This window comes from Paenibacillus lignilyticus (assembly GCF_017942085.1).
GTDB classification, from domain to species: Bacteria; Bacillota; Bacilli; order Paenibacillales; family Paenibacillaceae; genus Paenibacillus_Z; species Paenibacillus_Z lignilyticus.
Genome location: NZ_JAGKSP010000039.1, coordinates 12,559 through 31,152, shown reverse-complemented (window position 1 = coordinate 31,152; position 18,594 = coordinate 12,559). Strand labels below are relative to the sequence as shown.

The 18,594-nt window shown below is 42.4% G+C and carries 17 protein-coding genes and 3 pseudogenes; 10 read left to right on the top strand and 10 right to left on the bottom strand.

Annotated features, from left to right (window positions below; genetic code table 11):
• The first annotated feature begins 311 nt into the window (after positions 1–311).
• A complete protein-coding gene (locus I8J30_RS32290) occupies positions 312–755 on the top strand; it encodes an ASCH domain-containing protein (RefSeq protein ID WP_210664445.1) in 444 nt (147 codons plus the stop codon).
• A gap of 345 nt (positions 756–1,100) precedes the next feature.
• Here I8J30_RS32290 and I8J30_RS32285 read toward each other — a convergent pair.
• The 3 genes and pseudogenes from I8J30_RS32285 to I8J30_RS32275 form a co-directional block, all read right to left on the bottom strand.
• Positions 1,101–1,323, bottom strand: a pseudogene (locus tag I8J30_RS32285) (IS110 family RNA-guided transposase); the annotation flags it as partial.
• Positions 1,324–1,689: 366 nt separating this feature from the next.
• On the bottom strand, positions 1,690–3,411 hold the full coding sequence (locus tag I8J30_RS32280) for a SulP family inorganic anion transporter (protein WP_210664444.1): 1,722 nt from the start codon (positions 3,409–3,411) through the stop codon (positions 1,690–1,692).
• A gap of 174 nt (positions 3,412–3,585) precedes the next feature.
• Positions 3,586–3,912: an ArsR/SmtB family transcription factor gene (locus tag I8J30_RS32275; protein ID WP_210664443.1), complete on the bottom strand. Its 327-nt coding sequence runs from the start codon at positions 3,910–3,912 to the stop codon at positions 3,586–3,588.
• Between the two features lie 204 nt (positions 3,913–4,116).
• Between I8J30_RS32275 and I8J30_RS32270 the strand changes: the two genes are divergently transcribed.
• From I8J30_RS32270 to I8J30_RS32260, 3 genes are all read left to right on the top strand, one after another.
• Entirely contained in the window at positions 4,117–4,809 is a 693-nt protein-coding gene (locus I8J30_RS32270) for a hypothetical protein (protein WP_210664442.1), read from the top strand.
• 714 nt (positions 4,810–5,523) lie between these two features.
• On the top strand, positions 5,524–6,513 hold the full coding sequence (locus I8J30_RS32265) for a tRNA dihydrouridine synthase (protein WP_210664448.1): 990 nt from the start codon (positions 5,524–5,526) through the stop codon (positions 6,511–6,513).
• Between the two features lie 101 nt (positions 6,514–6,614).
• The gene (locus I8J30_RS32260) at positions 6,615–7,487 is read left to right on the top strand and encodes a class I SAM-dependent methyltransferase (protein ID WP_210664441.1); all 873 of its coding nucleotides are present in this window, start codon (positions 6,615–6,617) and stop codon (positions 7,485–7,487) included.
• On the opposite strand, the gene I8J30_RS33455 is transcribed toward I8J30_RS32260, so the two are convergent.
• The 4 genes and pseudogenes from I8J30_RS33455 to I8J30_RS33445 form a co-directional block, all read right to left on the bottom strand.
• Positions 7,446–7,784: a hypothetical protein gene (locus I8J30_RS33455; protein WP_240548542.1), complete on the bottom strand. Its 339-nt coding sequence runs from the start codon at positions 7,782–7,784 to the stop codon at positions 7,446–7,448. The genes I8J30_RS32260 and I8J30_RS33455 overlap by 42 nt on opposite strands.
• Before the next feature lie 147 nt (positions 7,785–7,931).
• Positions 7,932–8,060 (bottom strand): annotated as a pseudogene (locus I8J30_RS34350) (IS110 family transposase); the annotation flags it as partial.
• Positions 8,061–8,551: 491 nt separating this feature from the next.
• Positions 8,552–8,686, bottom strand: a complete 135-nt coding sequence (locus I8J30_RS33450) for an IS3 family transposase (protein ID WP_420831269.1) — start codon at positions 8,684–8,686, stop codon at positions 8,552–8,554.
• A gap of 54 nt (positions 8,687–8,740) precedes the next feature.
• Positions 8,741–9,108, bottom strand: a pseudogene (locus tag I8J30_RS33445) (hypothetical protein); the annotation flags it as partial.
• 487 nt (positions 9,109–9,595) lie between these two features.
• Here I8J30_RS33445 and I8J30_RS32245 point away from each other — a divergent pair.
• The 6 genes from I8J30_RS32245 (at position 9,596) to I8J30_RS32220 (ending at position 14,682) form a co-directional block, all read left to right on the top strand.
• The gene (locus I8J30_RS32245) at positions 9,596–10,510 is read left to right on the top strand and encodes a hypothetical protein (protein ID WP_210664438.1); all 915 of its coding nucleotides are present in this window, start codon (positions 9,596–9,598) and stop codon (positions 10,508–10,510) included.
• Between the two features lie 118 nt (positions 10,511–10,628).
• Positions 10,629–11,528 (top strand): LysR family transcriptional regulator, encoded by a 900-nt coding sequence (locus I8J30_RS32240; RefSeq protein ID WP_210664437.1) that lies wholly within the window; start codon positions 10,629–10,631, stop codon positions 11,526–11,528.
• A 135-nt stretch (positions 11,529–11,663) separates the two neighbouring features.
• Complete coding sequence (locus I8J30_RS32235) at positions 11,664–11,954, top strand: ArsR/SmtB family transcription factor (protein WP_210664436.1); 291 nt, start codon at positions 11,664–11,666, stop codon at positions 11,952–11,954.
• A 92-nt stretch (positions 11,955–12,046) separates the two neighbouring features.
• Entirely contained in the window at positions 12,047–12,697 is a 651-nt protein-coding gene (locus tag I8J30_RS32230; RefSeq protein WP_210664435.1) for an FMN-dependent NADH-azoreductase, read from the top strand.
• An 87-nt stretch (positions 12,698–12,784) separates the two neighbouring features.
• Complete coding sequence (locus I8J30_RS32225) at positions 12,785–13,966, top strand: MFS transporter (RefSeq protein ID WP_210664434.1); 1,182 nt, start codon at positions 12,785–12,787, stop codon at positions 13,964–13,966.
• A gap of 14 nt (positions 13,967–13,980) precedes the next feature.
• On the top strand, positions 13,981–14,682 hold the full coding sequence (locus I8J30_RS32220; protein ID WP_210664433.1) for an alpha/beta fold hydrolase: 702 nt from the start codon (positions 13,981–13,983) through the stop codon (positions 14,680–14,682).
• A gap of 72 nt (positions 14,683–14,754) precedes the next feature.
• Here the strand turns inward: I8J30_RS32220 and I8J30_RS32215 are convergent, their stop codons facing one another.
• From I8J30_RS32215 to I8J30_RS32205, 3 genes are read right to left on the bottom strand one after another with little or no spacing between them, the layout of a single operon-like run.
• The gene (locus tag I8J30_RS32215; RefSeq protein ID WP_210664432.1) at positions 14,755–15,819 is read right to left on the bottom strand and encodes a Ger(x)C family spore germination protein; all 1,065 of its coding nucleotides are present in this window, start codon (positions 15,817–15,819) and stop codon (positions 14,755–14,757) included.
• A complete protein-coding gene (locus I8J30_RS32210; RefSeq protein WP_210664431.1) occupies positions 15,816–16,904 on the bottom strand; it encodes a GerAB/ArcD/ProY family transporter in 1,089 nt (362 codons plus the stop codon). The genes I8J30_RS32215 and I8J30_RS32210 overlap by 4 nt, the downstream gene beginning before the upstream one ends.
• 30 nt (positions 16,905–16,934) lie before the next feature.
• On the bottom strand, positions 16,935–18,383 hold the full coding sequence (locus I8J30_RS32205) for a spore germination protein (RefSeq protein ID WP_210664430.1): 1,449 nt from the start codon (positions 18,381–18,383) through the stop codon (positions 16,935–16,937).
• Positions 18,384–18,594: the final 211 nt, after the last annotated feature.

The following is an 18,594-nucleotide window of genomic DNA, read 5'->3' as shown; positions in this document are numbered from 1 at the left end:
TTTTAGTAAATATCTCGCTTTCAAAGTTGACTCTATTTGCATTGAAAATGTATTTTTTGACTTTAGGGTTATAAAGAATTTGGAGGCTGCCGCTCGGCAGCCTTTTCTTCGAGGAGCGTTAGCTGAAGAGTGAGAGCTAAATATAGAAACACCTCCCGAACGGTCCATAATAACTGGAGGGGAAACGTTGATTTCTGAATACAGCTTTTTCTTTTGAGGTTTTTTATGGGTGTAAGTGGGGAGGGTATGGAAAGTCTGGAGATTGTTTGGGGAATAGTACTTCATTTTGAACAGTATTGGAGCGTAGAGGAATGAAAGTATTATCCATGATTCAACCGTGGGCGACTCTGCTTGTCCAAGACGAGACTCTCTATGAAACAAGATCCTGGAAGACCCGGTATCGCGGTCCGTTGGCCATTCATGCAAGCCAGAAAGTCGATAAGCAGGCCTGCAAATATGAACCCATCCGTTCTTTACTCGCCAAGAATGGCTATACGGAACAAAACCTTCCTACGGGGGTAATCCTTGCAACTTGCGAGCTTACGAATTGTTATCAAGTCATCGACGCTAATCATACGTCAGCCATTCTGGATTGCGGGAAGGTCGTGACGGGGGATGACTTCCTGTTAGGCGATTATAGTCCAGGTTATTTTGCGTGGGAAATAGCGGGTTTCCGTCTGCTGAAGCCCTATATTCCAGTGAAGGGAAAACTGGGACTATGGGAATATCCGATAGGCGAAGAGTTAATGATATGACCTATGTAAACAATTAATTAATGGAGGTTCTGACTTGACCAATCACTTTTCTCCTTATGAAATTAAAGATCGGGGCTACTCCGCGGCTGTCGAGAATACCTTATATCGATAGTATGGTCCTCACCCTCCAATCCCATAATAGAAGCATGCATGCAATTACAAGGCATGTCATAACAGGAGGTCGATTATGAAGGCTGGTGTCTAGCGACACAAATCCACCTACACAATTTAACGAGTAAAAGCTTGAGAAAATCAAGCTATTCATTTTTTTGTGTAGGAGAATTGATGTCAGCAAAAAAAGCACAAATTCTCCAACATTGTGCTTCAGAGACACAAAGATCCCGCCGTTAAACCATGTGTTGCTTGCAATGAATGGATCCACCGAAGCAGGATTTGAAATCCTTTTTCGTCATTTGAGAAGGAGAGAGGGTTGCCAACAACAATTCCTCGAAAGTTAACAGCCCGTGCCACATTGTGTTTGCTGAGCGATGTCGATCCCGACCACCAGATGGTGAGCGGTAATTTTTTCAATGAGTTGATTTTGTTTCTCCTGCGATTTAAACTTCATAGTAGAGCGTCCTCCTGGATGATGGGATTATTAAGGGCTATGACCCGTTGCGTACTCCCATCGTACCGAGGCGCTTTTCTTTTTTCAAAGACGAAATTAATCCATCTACAGGAATGCTAACGGGCACAATATTGCAACCGCAATATATGTTGAGTTTTCGTATGTTATCTGATGAGACGGCTAAAGTAGGGGCCAATGGGATTGGTGAAATGGTAGATTTATAAATAATTTGAAGGGGAGTACCTACAAAAGCGCATTAAAAAAAGCCGATTAGCTAGATCGGCTGTTACTTCAGAACAAGTTTATTAAATATTACGCACTGCTTGTCATCATATGAAGTAGTAAAAGTCAGAGATGATCATGTAATCATTGGGTAATTTCTATAGTCGATAAAGCGGTACATTCACGGAAAGCAAAGTGTTTACAACCCAGGCACTTATTGTTGTCTAAGCAAGTGATCGCATATTCAATCGCAGAGCCTGTATGTTCAAAAAAATGGTCCGTCCCAATAAAATCATTCATTCCTGTCCTTTTCAGCATGTCAAGTGGCTGTGGCTGGATACCCGAAATTAAAACAATACCACCAAGCTTCTGAACATGTTTCACTAAAACCATAAGGCGAGACTCGCCCGTAGTGTCCATAAAAGGGATCTTCCCCATACGCAGCAATACAATTTTCGACTGACTGTGAAGGTTATCCATTATTGAGCTCTCGAACTTATTCGCTGTACCGAAGAATAAAGGACCATCAATTGAAAAAATATTGATTTGCGGACAGTCGTGATCCGCGGTCACCACATGTGCCTTTACTTTTTCATGAGTAAAAGTAGGATCGGGCAGCACTTTTGCTACCGTCAATATCTCACTCATTCGTTTGACAAACAGAATAATAGACAGAATGAGGCCTATTTCTACTGCGGTTGTCAAATTTGTAAAGACAGTCAAGAAAAAAGTGATCAGTAAAATGAAGGAGTCGGTCGTTCTTGTTCTCAGGACGTACATAAACATCTTCCGCTCACTCATATTCCAAGCTACCAACATCAGAATGGGAGCCATGCTTGCAAGCGGGATATGTGAAGCATAGGGGGCCAGCAGAATGAGTACAAGTAATACAATTACGCCGTGTATGATGCCAGACATAGGTGACACCGCTTCATTCTTAATATTTGTTGCTGTTCGTGCAATGGCTCCTGTGGCGGGAATTCCGCCGAACAGAGGAGTAACCATGTTGGCGATGCCTTGGCCAATTAGTTCTCGATTACTGTTATGACGGCTTCCGGTCATTCCATCAGCCACAACGGCTGATAATAAAGATTCAATGCTCCCTAATAGTGCGATTATGAGTGCGGGACGAATGAGGGTTACAACCTTATTCCATGTTATCTCAGGTAAATGAAAATGTGGTAATGTACTCGGTATGGCTCCATAGGTAGATCCGATTGTAGCTATGCTTCCTTTAAAGAACAGGGCTGCAATGAGACTTGATACGACGAGCCCGACTAGTGATCCCGGCACTTTAGTCAGATATTTCGGTGTTACAATCATAACAACTAAACCGATTCCAGCAGTCAAGACGCTATACAGATTAATGGTCGATAGATGAATCAATATTTCTCTCATGTTAGGTAAAAAATATTCATGTTTTTCAATATCTTGCAGACCGAGGAAGTTAGCGATCTGCCCGTTGAAAATAATGACTGCAATGCCTCCTGTAAATCCAATCGTAACGGGACGGGGGATAAACTTGATTAATGCCCCGAGCTTTAATGCTCCCATAAGTACAAGAATAATACCGGCTAGAACACCGGCAATCAATAGATTCTCGTATCCATACTGCATGACAATTGCGAAAAGAACAGGTATAAAAGCTCCAGTTGGTCCGCCAATTTGGAATTTGGAACCGCCAAACAGTGAAATTAATATCCCAGCTATAATCGTTGTATAGATGCCATATTCAGGCTTGACACCTGATGCAATAGCAAAAGCCATTCCAAGCGGAATGGCGATAATCCCCACGATCAGGCCGGAGATGAGATCTTTTTTGAATGCGGATGGATGATATCCTTCAAATCTTCCTGTCCATTTCATTTGACTTTCCTTCTTTTCCTTATATATTTGATTATTTGAATATATATAAAATAATACTCCTGTATGTATACGGTGTCAACGCGAAAGAATGCATTTTCGTTCACGAAGAACCACAGTGAAATACAAAAAAGGGCATCCTTTTTCTTACTCATGGATACCCTTTTTTGATTGGTTTTATGACTCTTTCCGAATGTCCTCCAGTAGGGAGATCGCATCGACGAGATGATTATCAAAGATCTGTTTAGCTACAATTAACAAGTCTTTGATCAAAGGGTCTCGTAATGAATAAATGACCGTCGTTCCTTCTTTTAGCCCTAAGACGACATTCTTATTCCGAAGTACGGCCAGCTGCTGGGACACGGCTGAACCCTCCGAACCCAATATACTTTGCAACTCATTTACGTTCTTGTCGCCTTCGCATAGAACTTCAAGAATACGAATTCGCATCGGATGAGCGAGTGCCTTGAAAAACTCAGCTTTAAATTGTTGGATCTGATTCATGGCTTTTGCCCCTTAATCATTAAACTTTTGAATATATGAATATGATAGCACAATGTGACAAATGATTGAAATAACGCTTTGTTAGTTCGTTCAGGGCAGTGCTTGGAGAATTGTTATCGGCTTCTTGGCAGTGTATAATGTATTATATATCTATATATTTGAATATATAATTATTAATTAAGTCGGAGGGGTGAGTGAACGAAAATGCCTGGCTCCACAATAAATGAAAAAGCTGATGATAAATCGATGACCGGGAACGGCAAGAAATCTACTCGTAAGCAAGTCAGTAAAGATTTGGTTATTGAAAAGGGGCTTCATTTTCTTCGTGAAGCCGGAGCTGAGCACATTTGTAGCGTCTGTATTGAGAATGGCGGTTCCTGCTGCAGTGGATGTCGACATCTCTTGGACGGCATGGGATGTCAACGTCGCAACACTAGTTGTACCGCATGGTTATGTGGATTTCTTAAATTTGTGTTATATGAAATGGAACTTTTACAGGATTGGGATGCCTTCTGGAATCAAATTCCAGGTCAAAGTTATCGGGAAGACTTCACACCTGAAACGATAACGATTCGAAAGGATCTCGTTATCCGAAACTTTCAAATAATTAGTAAAGCTCTTGCTTCTGATTTGCAGGAATTGGAAAAAACACAAATAGCTATAGGGTTTATCATCTCGCTTAGAGAAAAAATCAATAAACACATAGATCGTTTAGGCTACTACAAGAATGATCCTCTGAAGAAAGCAAAAACGAAAGAAAACATTCGGATATTATCTACACCTTTTTATCGTTTTCATAAGGCATGTGCCGAGTATCGGCTGCAGCACCAAAAGCAAGCTGCACAACTCATCCATGAACGTTTGACAAGCGGTACAAGCTCGGTTAGAGAATTATAAAATTTTATTTGGCTCTGTTAACGTTTAGTGTTGATTTTCATGTTAAGCTAACAGGAAATGTCGGATGACAAGAACATTATCTCATTAAAGGTCGCAAAAATCGCGGCTTTTTTATTTATGGGATCAAGTTCTTGTCAAAACCAGATGACAAGAACTTGATCCCATTACCGAAATTGACAAGAACTTGATGTCATTGCAGACGAAAGGCTGGGAATCGTATATTGAAGCAGTTCGCGTCAGAGGTGACCGACTACACTTCGTTTAGGAAGAGGTTGACTGTGGCGAACTTGGAGTTATTGCTGCTGCATACAAATATGAATTGGGGAAGGATTGGGTGACGGAAAAAATTGTTTATGGCGGCTCAATTAGTACTTACATATGTTTGTTTTTGTGTAAGTGAGGAGAAATGAAAGCTACTCATTTCTGAGAACAATAAATTGTTGGTCGTTGTCGCTAGGAGACCCGATCAGCAGCCAGTTTTTATTCGGAGACATTCCCAATTGCAAAAAAACATGGTGTAATTATGAAACATTGTTGGCGGTACGAAGGGGACATACCCATCATGACGTTATTCAGTTTATAATAAAGTCGTGTACTTTATGGAATGTCTGTTGTTAACCTGTGAGGGTGTTTGAACAATGTTCCACTGACAGCAAATATTTTACTATTCTAAGGACAACGATTGTTCTGGTAGGTATAGAGGGGTTTTTAATGATGAAAGAAAACTTTTGGCGCGATTTACCACGTCCTTTTTTTGTACTGGCACCCATGGAAGATGTGACAGATGTTGTGTTTCGCCATGTGGTAAGTGAGGCAGGCAGACCGGATGTGTATTTTACGGAGTTTGCGAATACGGAGAGTTATTGTCACCCAGAGGGGAACAAAAGTGTACGTGGGCGCTTGACATTTACCCCAGATGAACAGCCCATAGTAGCACATATCTGGGGAGATAAGCCAGAATTTTTCCGTGAAATGAGCATCGGCATGGCGAAAGAAGGCTTCAAAGGCATCGATATTAATATGGGTTGTCCAGTGGCCAATGTAGCAGAGAATGGGAAGGGCAGCGGTCTGATCTGCCGTCCTGAAATCGCAGCGGATATCATCCAAGCCGCCAAAGCCGGGGGACTGCCTGTCAGTGTGAAAACAAGGCTCGGTTTTAGTGACCTAGACGAATGGCGTGACTGGTTAACCCATATTTTGAAACAAGACATTGTTAATCTGTCCATTCATCTTCGGACAAGAGAGGAAATGAGCAAAGTACAAGCTCATTGGGAACTGATTCCGGAGATTAAGAAGCTTCGTGATGAGGTGGCGCCAGATACACTTCTGACCATTAATGGGGATATCCCTGACCGTCAGACCGGCCAGCAGCTTGCAGAGCAATACGGTGTCGACGGTATTATGATTGGTCGCGGTATTTTTCAAAATCCATATGCATTTGAGAAAGAGCCGAAGGAGCACAGCAGTGAAGAATTGCTTGATCTGCTGCGGCTCCATCTGGATCTGCATGATCAATACTCAGCAGAGGAACCGCGTTCGTTTAGTGCGCTTACCCGTTTCTTCAAAATCTATGTCCGTGGATTTCGAGGGGCAAGTGAACTCAGAACCAGCTTGATGAACGCCAAATCAAAAAGTGAAGTGCATGTATTGCTGAATAAATTTGGAAGCAAAGAGCATTTTGGGGCTGAGGAACATGGAAATTAGATTGGTAATGGTCCATCAGACAATTGGATAGCTTAACAGCTTATTGCAACATTATTTGATTCACGGCGTTTACATTAAATATAAAACAAGGAGGTTAAAAAATGAAAGATGAGGTGTATTTATTTAATCAAGCAAGATGGGAGTCGTTGGCAAAATCAGATGCCCTTTTCACTCGTCCTTATCTTGATCTTAATAAAGAGTCTGCTCGTGATTATTTAGGTCTCGATCGAATGGGTATTATGGATGAACTGACAGGAAAGAACATACTTTGTTTGGCAAGTGGAGGTGGACAGCAGTCAGCGGCATTTGCTTTGCTTGGAGCTAATGTTTCGGTACTGGACATTTCACACACGCAATTAGAGCGAGATAAGGCAGCTGCTGAGCATTATGGAGTAGATGTTAATGTTTATCAAGGTGATATGCGCGACTTATCTTGCTTTGCAGATGATTCATTTGATGTCATATGGCATCCCTACTCGCTTACATTTGTTCCTGATTCACGAGTTGTTTTTCATGAGGTATCTCGAATAATTAAAGCAGGCGGATTTTATCATCTCATGTGCGCTAATCCGTTCTTCTCTGGACTTTCACATGTGGATTGGAATGGTACTGGTTATATATTAAGAAATCCGTATAAAGATGAAACGCTCACATCTTATCCAGATCAAGATTGGGTGTATGATCGTTCTAAGTCTCCAGATAAAATTCAAGAGCCGAGAGAATATACACAAACGTTGAGTAGAATTATGAACGGTTTGATAAAGGAACAGTTTGTTCTAGGATATTTTTCCGAGATAAAAAGTAATGATCCTGGGGACTTGCCTGGGAGTTGGGGACATTTTACTGATGTAGCGCCACCTTGGTTTGAATTTATTTGGTACCATTATCCTAATTTTATGAGTGGAGGTACCAGACCGGCGAATGCTACTAGCTTATTGGCATTGTCGAATCGCTCGATTTCTCCCTTCGGATAAAATTGTTGCCGCAATTTTATTGCCAATACCGGGAATTGAGCGTAATAGATCAAATGCCTCAATATCTTCAGCCAGAGCATCTATTTGCTTTTCGAGCTGAGATAGGTGCTCTTGGTACTGAAGAAGTGATTGCACGAGAATCCCTCGACTAACAAAATGGCTACTCATCGTTGAACTCTTAGAGGGATTTCGCTCGGCTGCTGCAATCAGCCTCTCCGAACATTCCTCAGCCCAGCGCACTGAGCGTGCCCGGGGAGTAAGCTCATTAATCGCTTCAATTAGCTCGGTTTTACCCAACTGAAGTACCTTCTCGGATGTTGGAAACCGAAATAGAAGTCGAAGTGAGACCTTGGAAAACGTGTCGCCAAAGACTCCAATATACTCCGGAAAGACTTGGTCCAAAACCGCATGAAACTGCAGCTTTGTCTGCACATACATATCTGAGATGGACTCATAGAACCGTGTCAGATGGCGCAAGTTCAAGAGCTGGGTACCTCGTCTAAGCTCGGGCTGGAGCTCCTCTTTGTAGAACAACTCTCCGAGCAAGTGGGCATCTGCAGCATCGGTCTTCACATTACGCAGCTTGCGTTTTCGGGCTGTTTTTGGTGAGCAGGGGATTGATTACCAAGTATACATACCCAGTTCCTCGAACACTGGAATGAGCGGCGACTGGTAAGAAAAGCCTGGGCCATACTTTCTCCTTTGGAAACATCCAGACCAATGACTGGATTCATATATCTCATCCTTTTCTCCGTATTAGCCGGCACCCCCTCATCTTCGTTGACTCACAGCATCGCTTGTTATTCGGGATCCAGGTCCCAACCAGCCTAAACATGATCTCAACGAGTAGGGAGCTGGACAGTATAGCTCACGGGATTTGCCTCCAAGGGACACGAACGTCCTGCCCAGCTACCCGTAATCTTACGACCTAACAAAAACGAGGTCGACCAGAAAAATCTGGTGACCTCATAATACGAACGGGATACGATAGCATAACAACCAACAGGCTGCCGGCAGATGAACTGCACCCCGTCAAGTAGACACTACAAATAATATAAGCTTGGTTAGGCGGCCTTGGTCCTGAATTCCACTGGACTAAGGCCGTTTAGTTTTGCCTGCAGACGCTTGTTATTGTAAAAATAAATGTACGTATCGATGTCCTTTTGAAGTTCTTCGAAGGTGGGGTATGTACGACGCAAATAATACTTAGCAACAAAATCATTATTATTGCGTACTGGTTGAAAAGCTAAATCCAGGTCGATGAAGGTTTCTTTGCGCTTAAGCAATGCGAATAAGCAGTGCAGTAGCTTGTTCACGCATGCAATCATGGCAACTTTGTAAGGCTTACCTTCATCGATCTTCTTGTCGTAAAATGCCTTCACTTTCTTGCTGCCGGATCGCCGTATTGCAGCGATTTTTTCACCGATACCGGGAATCGATTGGATAATCTGATATTCTTCCAATTCATTAGCGAGGGCATCCATTTGCTTTTCCAGGGTCAGCACGGACGAAGAGGTACGGTGGAGGGCCAGAAAGAGAAGGGAAACCTTCGAGTACAGATCTCCAAATACACCGCGGTATTCTGGAAAACTTGAACAAGAACCGCCTGAAACTGCAGCTTCGCTTAGCCTTATATGACGCAAGAATCGGCTTTGAACAGCAGGGCGAATGCCGATTGACTCACCACTTCCTTTGATGAAGGCCCGAAACTTGTCAAAGGCAAGCATGCCTACGGAAGGTCGTCTAGACGGACAAACAAAATGAAAGTACCGTCACTCTCTCCTGGGAAGATCGGAATGATCGCTTACACTAGCAGTGGTGCCGACTCGATCAGGGATAACAACAATTTGTCGCCTGACGCAGATGCGGTATTTACCTTCGGTGTGCAGTAACCTATTAGCGAGAAGCCGCAAAGAGAAAGGAGGAACCTCGTGTTCCTCCTTTCTCGCTGTGTTTGATTTCGTGATGATGTCATCAATGATTGAATTTCTCTATCATTCTCATTGAAACAATGACATTGATCAAACATTTCAGATTTCTTAGAATAAGGCATCGGCATATTTTTAAAGAGAAATTAACAATAATGATTGAATAGGGGGAAATACGATATGATAGGGGATCTTCAAAAGTTCAAAAGATTGGTTGCTGCATTACTTTTAATTCTCTTGATGCTTGCATGCTCAATCGTTCTTGGGCAGAAGGATATTCTATTCCCAGAAATCGCTGGTATGGCGATGGGAGTGATGGCATTCCAAGTAGCAGATTGGATCAAGAGGCCGGTTCACTTATGGCTATCGCCGAGTTTGGCTGCATTTTTAGGTACAGCATTGAACGATTTGAGCATTTCGCCGCTCTTGAAACTATGGCTGTGTTTTATTATTATCGTTATTCTCATGCATCTATTTCGAGTTCATTTTGGACCCACAATTCCTGCTGGATTGCTGCCGTTCTTCTTGGGGATCCATGATTATGTGTTTGCCATCACAACGGCGATCTTCACGTTCATGATTATGTTAGGCGCTCTAAGTATGAAAAAACAACAAAAGTTACCTAATGGTCCTCAGAATTTCCGGAAAAAGACAGATACACTCATACTAAGCGTAATTCTATGTCTTTGGATTGGACTAGCTTTCGCTGCACAGATTCAGGTAATCCTGGTTCCACCTGTATTTGCACTCATCTTTGAAGTCTTTCATGCCCAGAAATTTACATGGCGTAAGATTCCGACACCTTTAGCAGTAGTGACATTAACGGCTATACTCGCGGTTGTCATATTTCACTTATTCGCAGGCTCCATCTTATTGGTCGGTATCGTAAATGTGCTGATTACCATGATTCTTTGCAAGTTGTTTAAGGCGCCATTACCCGTTGCATTTGGTGTGGCATTGATGCCGCTTATATACCCGGCATGGGGCTCTTGGTGGTTCCCAGTTGGCGTCTTTATCACGACAGGAGTATTAATGGGTCTATCCGCAGCATATCGACAGATCAAAGTGAAGCAGAAAGTTAACATTCAAATTTAATGATTGGCTATCCAAAACCATCGTCAGCTAATTAGACGGTGGTTTTTGAAATGAATTAATTCTTTTCTTTGATGTATTATATTGATGAGCGTGTTAGGAGTTATGGGGGCGAACAAGGATGGAGTTCAGACAATTGGAATGTTTCAAGGCTGTTTGTGAACATCTGCATTTTACTCGAGCAGCGGAGCAGCTGGGAATTTCCCAACCGACGCTTAGTTATCAGATTAAGCTGTTAGAAGAAGAAGTTGGTATACCCTTATTTAATCGTATAGGCAAGAAGATCACGATGACGGCAAGTGGAGATATTTTATTCAAATATTGTTTGCAAATTTTCGGAGCGCTATCCGGCTTTCGGAATGAAATTAACGAATTGCGTCAGATTGAACGCGGTCAGCTCTCTATTGCTGTACTAATTGGTGAAATAAATGAGTTCGTTTCAGGTGTACTGGGAGATTTCTCTCGCAATCATCCGAATTTGAAAATCAGACTTATCGGGTCCGAAGATGTCGTAGCGCCGATAATAAGCGAAGATGCTGATATTGGGGTCACCATATTATTGAAAGATGATGACCGGTTTGGAAAAATTCCTATATACGAAGAAAATTTCTATTTCGTTATGAGAGACGACCACCCTTTGTCTGGAAATACCAGCGTTGATTTTGACCAAATTCGCAATGAGGACATTATCATGTTTCCGATGACCTATCGTTGTCGGCAAATGCTTGATGCGGTTAGTTTTGGCTTAGGCTTTAAGCTGCAGCCTAAAATCGAGACGACGACCATCGGTTCCTTGCTGAAGCTTATCCAATCCGGAGCCGGAGTAACGATATTATCTCGGACATTACTTCATTTATACGAGCGTCAAGGACTTGTAGCGATTCCTGTCGTGAATCCTTCGTTAACCAGGGAAATCGGCATCGTCTATCTAAAGGAAAAGTATTTGGAGACTGCAGTCAGGGAGTTAATTGAGCTCATTATACAAAGTGCGCGTTCACTGAAATTAGTGAATAGAAAGTGAAGCCTTGATTTAATTCTTCTATCATTTCTATTGAAATATTGAGATTGATCAATGATACCGAAAATTATAGAATGAAGTTGGCCGATCGGAGAAAGGAGAACTTGATTTGTAATATTTTCTTAGTACAATGGTTTTATGACTACTGACCAAAGATTGAATGATGAGAACAGAGCCAAGATATTTAAGGCATTGGCTGACGAGACGCGATTGGAAATTATACGGAATCTATACGCCAGTAAGAAAGAGATGAATTGCGGAGAAGTGGGGGACGTGCAAGGGACGTCAAAGTCGAATACTTCATATCATTTACGTACTTTAAGGGAGGCAAAGTTGATCAAAGTACGAAAAGAAGCTCAAACGAGGTATATGAGTATCAATATGGAAACTTTTCAGACGTATTTGCCCGGATTTCTGGATACGTTGTAGAAGTTTTCTTGTTCTATAGTTCAATACTTATTGAACTATAGAACAAGCTGTGATGGATATGTTCAACAAAATTGATATAGGAGTGAAATGACATGGCTAACATGCTAATCATCAATGCGCATCCAAAAGTAGATTCCAAGGAGTCATTCAGTTTGAGAGTATTGGAGCATTTTCTGAAGGAGTATAAGAAGTTCAACCCGGAAGACACCATCGAACAGATCAATCTCTATGAAGATTATATTCCTCTGATTGACCGTACTTTGCTAGAAGCACGGGAGAAGATGGCGACTGGAATAGCTCTCAATGATTCGGAACAAAGCATTATTGCTCGCACCAACGAGATACTCAAGAAATTCAAAGAAGTGAAGAAGTACGTTATCGTTATGCCGCTGCACAATTTCAATATACCGTCCAAACTCAAGGACTATATGGACCACGTTATTGCACCTCGAGAAACCTACAAATTTACGGAAAATGGAGCGGTCGGTTTGTTGGATGACGGGCGAAGCCTTCTCGTTATTCAGGGGAGCGGCTCGATATATACCAATAACAATTGGTACACAGAGGTTGAATTCTCGCATAAGTACTTGAAAGCCATGTTCGATTTCCTAGGCGTGAAAGATTATCAAATCGTGAGAGCACAAGGTACATCGATTTTAAATCCAGAAGAGGTCATGCAGCAGGCGTATCGCATTGTGGAGGATGCTGCAAAACATCTGTCTATCGTCACATCTAATAATTGAGCAGTCCTAAATGCCTCGAAGATATTTTTTTTGTTCATTAGTTCAATACTCATTGAACTAATGAACAAAATGAAAGGGTGAGTCAGAATGGGTAAGTTGACTACTTTATTATTCTTCATCATGTTCTTTATCGGCACGGATACATTTTTGATTTCGCCGTTAATTCCCACCCTTCAGGAATTGTTTGATATACCGACCCAATATTCCGGATGGATGGTGGGGGCATATGCTCTAGGTTATGCCATATTTGCACTGATCGCCGGTCCGCTCTCCGATGGATGGGATCGCAAAAAAGTTATGTTTTATGGGATGGTTGCTTTCTCCATCTCCACCATTTTATGCGGACTTGCGACAGGCTTTTGGTCGATGTTTCTATTCCGACTACTGGCTGGAATCAGCGCAGCATTTACGTCACCGCAAGTTTGGGCCTCCATTCCGGTTCTCTTCCCTGCGTCCAAGAATGCCAAAGTATTCGGTATCGTTATGGCGGGTTTAGCTGCTGCCCAAGCATTCGGTATACCAATTGGAGGTCTGCTCGCTTCAACCCACTGGTCTTATCCTTTCTATGTAATCGGCGCGTGTTCCTTGGTGGTATCCATATTTACCTATAAAGCATTGCCTTCGATGAAACCTAACCAAGATCAAAGAGCCAGAATGCCGATCTTTAAACGATATATCCCACTACTCACCAGTAGAATCGCGAGAAGAGCTTTCTTGGGACATTTCTTGTTTAATTGCGGATTCATGGCTGCCTTTTCTTTCATTGGCAAATGGATGACGGATCGCTTTGATCTCTCGGTTGAGCAAGTGGGGTTCGTCATGTTCTTCCTGGGTATCGGTAACTTGGTGGGGAGTTTTGGCGGTGCTTATGTTGTTCAGAAATTCAATCGGTTCAACACACTCGTTGGGGGCTTTCTTATCGCAACGATATGTTTTATCGTCTTACCTTTCTTGCCCTCGTTAGCAGCATTCGACGGTGTATACTTCTTCATATTCTTGAACATGGGAATCGCATTTCCGTTGATCATGGGACTTCTGACCTCTTTAAATCCTACCATTCGCGGCACGATATCCAGCTTAGGCAATTCAATCATGTACGCTGCGACAACAATCGGTTCTTGGTTTGCTGGCTTGATCTATGCGACCTTTAACGGCTTTATCGCGGTCGCCATATTTGCGGCTCTGTGTTTTATCGGTGCTTTGTTCTATTTTGTAACAAGCGGCATTCTGTCTAACCAATCCGAATTAAAGAAGAAACTTGCATCATAAGGCTGGTGATTTCATTGTCTACTTATCTACTCATTCATGGCGCTTGGCACGGAGCTTGGTGCTGGGAGAAAGTTGTTCCCTTATTAGAAAGCGCCGGTCACCGTGTAATTACGATCGATTTGCCAGGTCATGGGGGAGACCAAACCCCGATCTCAGCAGTCACGCTAGACGTATATGTGAATCGTGTGGTAACTGCTATTGATGAACTTGATCAACAGGTAATTCTAGTTGGACACAGCATGGGCGGGATTGTTGTATCGCAAGCAGCAGAGCGCCGTTCGAATCAAATTCATTCGCTTATCTATGTCACCGCATTTCTATTACAGAATGGTCAGGACATGATGATCATTCCGCCAAATTCTAATATGCAGGTCTCAGAAGATGGCCAAACAATTTGCGTTCTTGAAGAGAAAGCGATGGATACCTTTTACAATAATTGCGTAAACGAGGATGTACTCCGAGCAGTATCACGGTTGCAGGTGCAAGCAATGAGTCCATTTGTAACACCGCTTCGTCTTACGCAATCCAATTATGGTCGAGTTCCTCGTTACTACATTGAAGGTCTTCGAGATCATGCGATACCAATCCAATGGCAGAGGCAAATGCAAGCAGCATCGCCTTGCATGGAAGTATTCTCGTTGGATACAGATCACTCGCCGTTCTATTCAACCCCTGATCAATTAGCTAACATTTTGCTCAGCATTGATGAAAGTTGAATCGCTAAGGAGTTGCTTGCAGCAACTCCTTATTTATTTGGATGAAGAGTAAGCACAATGGAGGGGCTCAATTTACAGCTTAATCCCGCTTTCCATGAGATTGACTTGAACATCTACTTCCACCTTCATCGTCGGATATTTACGCATCCAATCATCTTCGTTCCAGCGACGATTTCGGCTTCTTGCAAAGTCGCCTAAGCCTAGAGGATCGACCGCATTTTTTTGAAGTGTTGTTATCAGTTCATTCGCTGATTGAAGAAGCTGCTGTTTGAATCGTTGTTTTAGGTAACGGAGTTGCTCATTTGAAGTGGAATTTCCCACTGCTTCTCTTATCTTGCAGTTCATAGACAAGCTAATCTTGATCGCTTCATTCTTCATATGATATTTAACAGTGGAACCGACATTCTCAACAGCTAGGAATGTTCCGTTGTCAAGCTTTACTTCATAAATGCCTTGTTTCATGTCTTTCAACAGCAGTTTCATAAGCCGCGATTGGTTGAAGTCTAAAGTTGCGACGTACTTGTCCTCTTTGAATAATGCTGTGCCGGAAACGACTATACGGTCATTTTGAAATTGAAGAATTGGCAAGAAGGAGTCCTGCCCCTTTCCTACAAGAGCATACTCGAATTCATGCAAATTTTGACCAGGAAGAATGCCGTTTCTTACATTTGCGTCAAGAAGGTGATAGAGGAACATACCTTTTTCATCTTTTTTGTTAAAATCTTCTCTCAGAAGGTTTTTAGCCATTCCATCGACTACTGCTAAGTACATCCTACGCGAAAAAAAGGCGTTGCGCAGCAAGACGTCAAGCTCCTTTTCTATCCCGCTCGAAGCTTTTCCTTTGCCAAATAATGCAACAGAAAGTTTACCAGGCTGCAATGCTTTGTCCATTTGCGTACCGATGGATTCGCGAATTCCGGTGCTTGTGCGGCCTGTTTTTGAATACAGTTCATCGGACACGACCTCGGGCTTTCCTGCTTGAAACTGAGGAACCGCTAATGTGATTTCAATCTGATCTCTTGATACTTCGTCGAATGAAGCAACAATAAACAGGTTGATTCTGTCCAGAATTTGTTGTTTAACGCAAGCTGTCAATAACAGACAGATCATCAACACCACGCAAAAGGTTCGTTTCACTTCGTTTTCTCCACCTTTGCTCTAAGGATATCGAATAGGTAGAGAGCGGGGAAGTAAACAAAAATAACGCTAATCCCCGACAGCTTAATCCAGTATTGAACGACGTCAACTCCGATACGATTCGGAATCAGACAGGTTGCGATAAAAACTAAAATTAACAAAAACGGAAGAACCCTAATTTGTCTAATGGAAAACGTAAACTTCATGATGCGGCTCGCGACCCATATACATAAACAAATGATGGGGAACAGTCGCAGAACAGTGGCTGAAGATCCGATAAATTCAAATCGTTCAACAAAAGGAAAATGGATGAATTTATATTTAGTCAATCCCGGCCAAACTTCATTCGACAGCTGTTCCGGTTTGAAGGTGATGACTGCGAAGATGACTTCCACAGCGTAAATGAAAGTCATGGATAAAACACCCCAATGCGCCCACTTTTGCGATTTTTGCGGCGTTTTAATAAACGTGTAACAAAATGGAATCATTTCTATTCCCATGTAGGAAGCGGTCAATTCCTTCATTGCTCCCAAAATATCATATGGGGAATGACTCATCGCAGGTAATAAATTGTTGAAATGAAAATAAGGAATCATAAAAAATATCGTTAGAAAAAGAACGGTGTTAATCAGACTGAACATGCAAATGCCAACGATAACGCGAAAACCGCATGAAATAATGTAGTAAGCGATGAGGAGCAGTACGAGCGCAAGTGACCATGTCTGCATTTCCGGAAACACCCAAACCTGGATCACCTCAATAAATAGACGTAATTGATAGACAGCCACAAACAGAAAAAATACGGTAAAAATAAGATTGAGCATCAGACCAATCCATTTACCGAACAGCCGGATATGAATGTTCATCAGATCCGTCTGATGGCGGTTAAGGACGCTGTACATCATAACAATGACAATATGAATGCCTGCAGAGCAAAGCAAGACGGCAGTCCAGGCATCTTGACCTGCCATTTGAACTGGTTTAATGGTAAGGAGCAGAAAGTCGATACCGAATAGCATAGCGTGAATGATAACGAAAGTAAGATTAGGAGAGACGGTATTGCGTTCTTGTATGTGTGAAGCCACAATGAATTCCCTCCTTGCCAATATCCGTCGTTAATCATCAATGTCTTTTTTAAAGTTTGACTTATCTTTATCAAACCTGACTGGATTTTTGGTCCTATAAAACTGTGGTCGATGATGAAGTTTGGAATAGGGAGGACGGATAATCGTATCGGTTAAACTCTTCAATCGTAATGGGTAGAATGGAACCAGATATGGCATCCCTAGAGAAGTAAGACGCAGAAGATGAGTAACAACGATGACACTGCATAAGAAAATTCCGAGAAATCCCCACATTTGCGCAAAGAGTATAAACGGAAATCGTAGGATTCGTATCGTATTGCTCATTCGAAATACTGGCGTTGTAAAAGAAGCCATGGCCGACAAAGCGACGATGATTAACAAAAAGTTGCTTGTCAGTGATGCCTGCACGGCTGCGGTTCCGAGTACGATACCTCCGACAATTCCTATTGTTTGCCCAATCTTGGATGGCAATCTCGCTCCCGCTTCTCTTAAAAGCTCAATGGCCAATTCCATAATGACGACCTCAACAACTGGAGGAAAAGGAACATTAATCCGGGAAGCGATAATGGTTGGCAGAAAGGCATTGGATATTCCATGACCATGGTAAGTCAGGACAGCGACATACACGGCCGAGGCTAAAATAGAGAACATTACGGAAGTAAGGCGGATCATGCGAATAACGGATCCGATTATCCAGGGCAGGAAATAATCTTCGTACGAGGTGAAGAAATGCTCAAATGTAACGGGGCCTAAAATTGCATTCGGTGACCCGTCAACTAAAATACATACCTGCCCCAATGTCAAACCCCATACAATCCGATCCGTTCGTTCCGTCCCAAGCATCTGAGGAAAGATCGAATTTGAATTGTCTTCGATGATTTGTTGAATGATGGTGATATCCGTAACGGTATCAAACTGTATATCCCCGATTCGCTGCAGACAGGTTTGTATATACTGTTCATTCGTGATGTCTTCAATGTAACAAATGACCACTCTCGACTTGGAGATATCCCCAACATGGAGCTCTTTAATTCGCAGCGAAGCAACAGGCAGCCGTTTCCGAATCAGATTTAGATTGGTATCGATCGATTCGACAAGAGCCTCCTTAGAACCCTCGACATTGAATTCGATTTCGGGTTTAGATACCGTACGTCCTTTCGATAGACACGCATTAAGCAGAATGGTTTGAGCACTCGAGACCTGTTGAATAGCAACGTATCCGAGAAGTAACTTGTCTCGAATGACATTCGAGTCGGAGGAGAGTTCTTTCTCTGCAATCGGCAGCGCTTCGAATAATTCATCGAAGAGAAGACATGTGTTTGTGCTAATAAATTCGAGAATTTGTTCATTGATAACTTTTATGTCCGTAATGGACTTGAGAAAGCAGATCAAATAATGATTTGCAGGATTGGATTGATGTAAATAAACGAAATCAGAGGATTCCCTAAGTTCCTCCCACATTTTAGGGATTGCAACCATGTAAAATCCAGCCTTTTCCTGTAACTTTTTGTATCATTATGTCCTGTGCAGAGCTACTTATACGTTTGTATATCGCCTTGAAGTGCCCCGCGTATATCAGGTCATGCAAACGAGAAAAATAGACAGGGAGCGGAGAAATTGCTTGAGATTAGGGAGTATAAGGATGGAATAGGAGGGAGGTTATCTATGCCGAATTTTGTCGCAAGCTAGC

What these genes read in the sequence shown, in the direction of transcription:
- I8J30_RS32275 (WP_210664443.1), bottom strand. Translation starts at nt 3,912, where the DNA reads ATGAATCAGATCCAACAATTTAAAGCTGAGTTTTTCAAGGCACTCGCT.
- I8J30_RS32270 (WP_210664442.1), top strand. Translation starts at nt 4,117, where the DNA reads ATGCCTGGCTCCACAATAAATGAAAAAGCTGATGATAAATCGATGACC.
- I8J30_RS32235 (WP_210664436.1), top strand. Translation starts at nt 11,664, where the DNA reads ATGACTACTGACCAAAGATTGAATGATGAGAACAGAGCCAAGATATTT.
- I8J30_RS32260 (WP_210664441.1), top strand. Translation starts at nt 6,615, where the DNA reads ATGAAAGATGAGGTGTATTTATTTAATCAAGCAAGATGGGAGTCGTTG.
- I8J30_RS32205 (WP_210664430.1), bottom strand. Translation starts at nt 18,383, where the DNA reads ATGGTTGCAATCCCTAAAATGTGGGAGGAACTTAGGGAATCCTCTGAT.
- I8J30_RS32230 (WP_210664435.1), top strand. Translation starts at nt 12,047, where the DNA reads ATGGCTAACATGCTAATCATCAATGCGCATCCAAAAGTAGATTCCAAG.
- I8J30_RS32265 (WP_210664448.1), top strand. Translation starts at nt 5,524, where the DNA reads ATGAAAGAAAACTTTTGGCGCGATTTACCACGTCCTTTTTTTGTACTG.
- I8J30_RS32225 (WP_210664434.1), top strand. Translation starts at nt 12,785, where the DNA reads ATGGGTAAGTTGACTACTTTATTATTCTTCATCATGTTCTTTATCGGC.
- I8J30_RS32290 (WP_210664445.1), top strand. Translation starts at nt 312, where the DNA reads ATGAAAGTATTATCCATGATTCAACCGTGGGCGACTCTGCTTGTCCAA.
- I8J30_RS32280 (WP_210664444.1), bottom strand. Translation starts at nt 3,411, where the DNA reads ATGAAATGGACAGGAAGATTTGAAGGATATCATCCATCCGCATTCAAA.
- I8J30_RS32245 (WP_210664438.1), top strand. Translation starts at nt 9,596, where the DNA reads ATGATAGGGGATCTTCAAAAGTTCAAAAGATTGGTTGCTGCATTACTT.
- I8J30_RS32240 (WP_210664437.1), top strand. Translation starts at nt 10,629, where the DNA reads ATGGAGTTCAGACAATTGGAATGTTTCAAGGCTGTTTGTGAACATCTG.